The organism is uncultured Methylobacterium sp. (assembly GCF_964251405.1).
Classification (GTDB): Bacteria; Pseudomonadota; Alphaproteobacteria; order Rhizobiales; family Beijerinckiaceae; genus Methylobacterium.
Map to the genome: position 1 here is coordinate 1 of NZ_CAXUJR010000100.1, position 2,157 is coordinate 2,157.

Consider the following 2,157-nt stretch of genomic DNA (forward strand, 5'->3'; position numbering starts at 1 on the left):
AGGCGCAGCTCTCGGACAAGGACCGAGCGGCGCCGCGGCTCAGCGAGATGGACGTTCTGTTCTGAGGGTTAGGCAGCCTTTTCGAAGACCCACCGAACCAGCAGCCGGAGGAAGGCCAGCCAAGACCCGGCCCATCTCCTGAATGGGCGATACGCCCCGGGTCCGAGCCCTCGACCCGCTCACATCGACGGCACGGCACCGTTGCGGCCGACGATGAGGACGATCGCCTCGCGCTTGCCCCCGGCCGCCGGCCGGATGAAGGCGACGACCCTGGCTCCGGCGATGACCAAACTCTTGTCGCCGGGATCGACCTGGGTCACCGGCACGTCCTCGGCCACGATGATCGTCTTCTCACCGCCCTTGTACCGCACCGTGATCGTTCGCCCCTTCGTTCCCGTCAGGGTCCCCACCGCGCCGTTGGTCATGCTCGAGCCGGCGGCGAGGTCCCAGGGGTGATGGCCATCCGAGGTCCCGCGCAGGGACGAGGCGAACACCGTGACCTGCAGCGCCTTCTGGGTCCCGTCCTGCTGCGGGATCGCGGCGGCGCCGATGTAGCTCTCCGGCTTGACGTCAGTGAGCTTGCCGCTGGTGGCCGCGAAGATCCTGGTCTTGTCCGGCATCGCCACGGTCACCGTCCCGCCGGCGTCGGGCCTGATGGTCGCCGTGGCGCGGTCGGACGCCTCGATCGTCCCGCGAAGGCGCGTGACGTCGTCGGCTCGGGCGGAGACGAGGCCGACGGCGATGGCGATGAGGGCGAGGGCAGTCTTCGTCATGGCGGGCCTTCATCCTCGGGGAGCGGCTTGGACGGGTCGGCGGCCTGCGGCGGGACCGACCCCACATCGACGGATCGCACGCGCCGGCCGGGCTCATATGGGCATAGATCGATCGCGCGCTCTCGCGGATGCCGTGGTGCGACCGGCGCTCAATGGGCCATCAGCATCGGGATCTCGGCATGGGCGAGGAGGTGGCTGGTGGGGCCGCCGAAGATCATCTGGCGCAGCCGGCTCTGGGTATAGGCGCCCTTGATCAGGAGGTCGCAGCCGTAATCCTTCGCCTCGGTGAGGAAGACCTCGCCGGGCGTGCGCCGACCGGCCGGCAGGGCGCGGTGATCGGCGGCGATGCCTTCGCAGGCGAGCGCCTTGGCGAGATCCTCGGCGCTCGGCCCCGGCACCGTGCCGCCCTCGACGCTGAGCACGCGGATGCGGGCGGCCTTGCGCAAGAACGGCATCGCGAAGGCCACCGCCCGGGCGGTCTCGGTGGAGCCGTTCCAGGCGATCACGATCGCCTCGCCGAGGGTCGTCGGGGAGCGGGGAGGGGTGACCAGGATCGGGCGGCCGCCTTCGAACAGAGCGGTCTCGAAGGTCGTCATCCGCGGGCTGCCGTCGTCGGAGCCCGGCCGTCCGACGACGGTGGCGGTGAACAGCCGGGCATAATGCCCGAGGAAGGCGTCGCCGGCCGGGACGTCCGGGCGCCAGCGATAGCGTGGTCCCGCCAGGGCCGCGGCTTCCGGCGTGCAGGGGCCGTCCTGGGCCAGGGGCATCCCGGCCTTCTCCATGAAATCGACGAAGCGTCGGCCAGCCGCATCGGCTTCGGCCTTGTCGGCCTCCTCGTCCCGCAGCCACGTCATGCCGCCGACCATGTCGACGGGAACGTACTCCGCGAGCGCCGGGCGCAGCGACACCCCTTCCACCAGGCTGCCGAACAGGGTCGCGGCAAGGCGGGTGCTCTCGAACACCGAGTCGAGGGAATCGTGGAGGGCCACGGGAACGAGCAGGGTCTTCATGGGCGTGGCACCTTCCCCGCAAGCGTCGCGATCGGGCGCAAGGCTAATCCCGATCGCCGTGTCGCGAAACTCGTGACCTGGATTCCTCAAACGGCTTTTTTCCGCGGCTTTTTTCCGACCCCTGGCATTCCGGCCGGCTTCGGATCGAGTACGGCGCGGGCGCGGCGTACGAGCGGGCGCTCGACGAAGCGGTGGACGAGGAGGGCGGCTACGACGGCGAGCGCGATCATCAGGGCTACGGACACCGATGTCGACACCGGAAGGGCGCCCGTGGTGATGATCCCGCGCGTTCCCCGCAGCACGAACGGGTGGACGAGATAGAGGGCGTAGGAGGCATCGCCGAGCCCGATCAGGACTCGTCGCGCCCAGCCATC

2 protein-coding genes and 1 pseudogene are annotated in these 2,157 nt (G+C 70.1%); all 3 read right to left on the reverse strand.

Features of this window, described 5'->3' with window-relative positions; all coding sequences use genetic code 11:
• Positions 1-179: 179 nt before the first annotated feature.
• Complete coding sequence (locus ACFE7U_RS15240; RefSeq protein WP_375410569.1) at positions 180-773, reverse strand: hypothetical protein; 594 nt, start codon at positions 771-773, stop codon at positions 180-182.
• Between the two features lie 149 nt (positions 774-922).
• A complete protein-coding gene (locus ACFE7U_RS15245; RefSeq protein ID WP_375410570.1) occupies positions 923-1,783 on the reverse strand; it encodes a universal stress protein in 861 nt (286 codons plus the stop codon).
• An 86-nt stretch (positions 1,784-1,869) separates the two neighbouring features.
• Positions 1,870-2,157 (reverse strand): annotated as a pseudogene (locus ACFE7U_RS15250) (hypothetical protein); the annotation flags it as partial.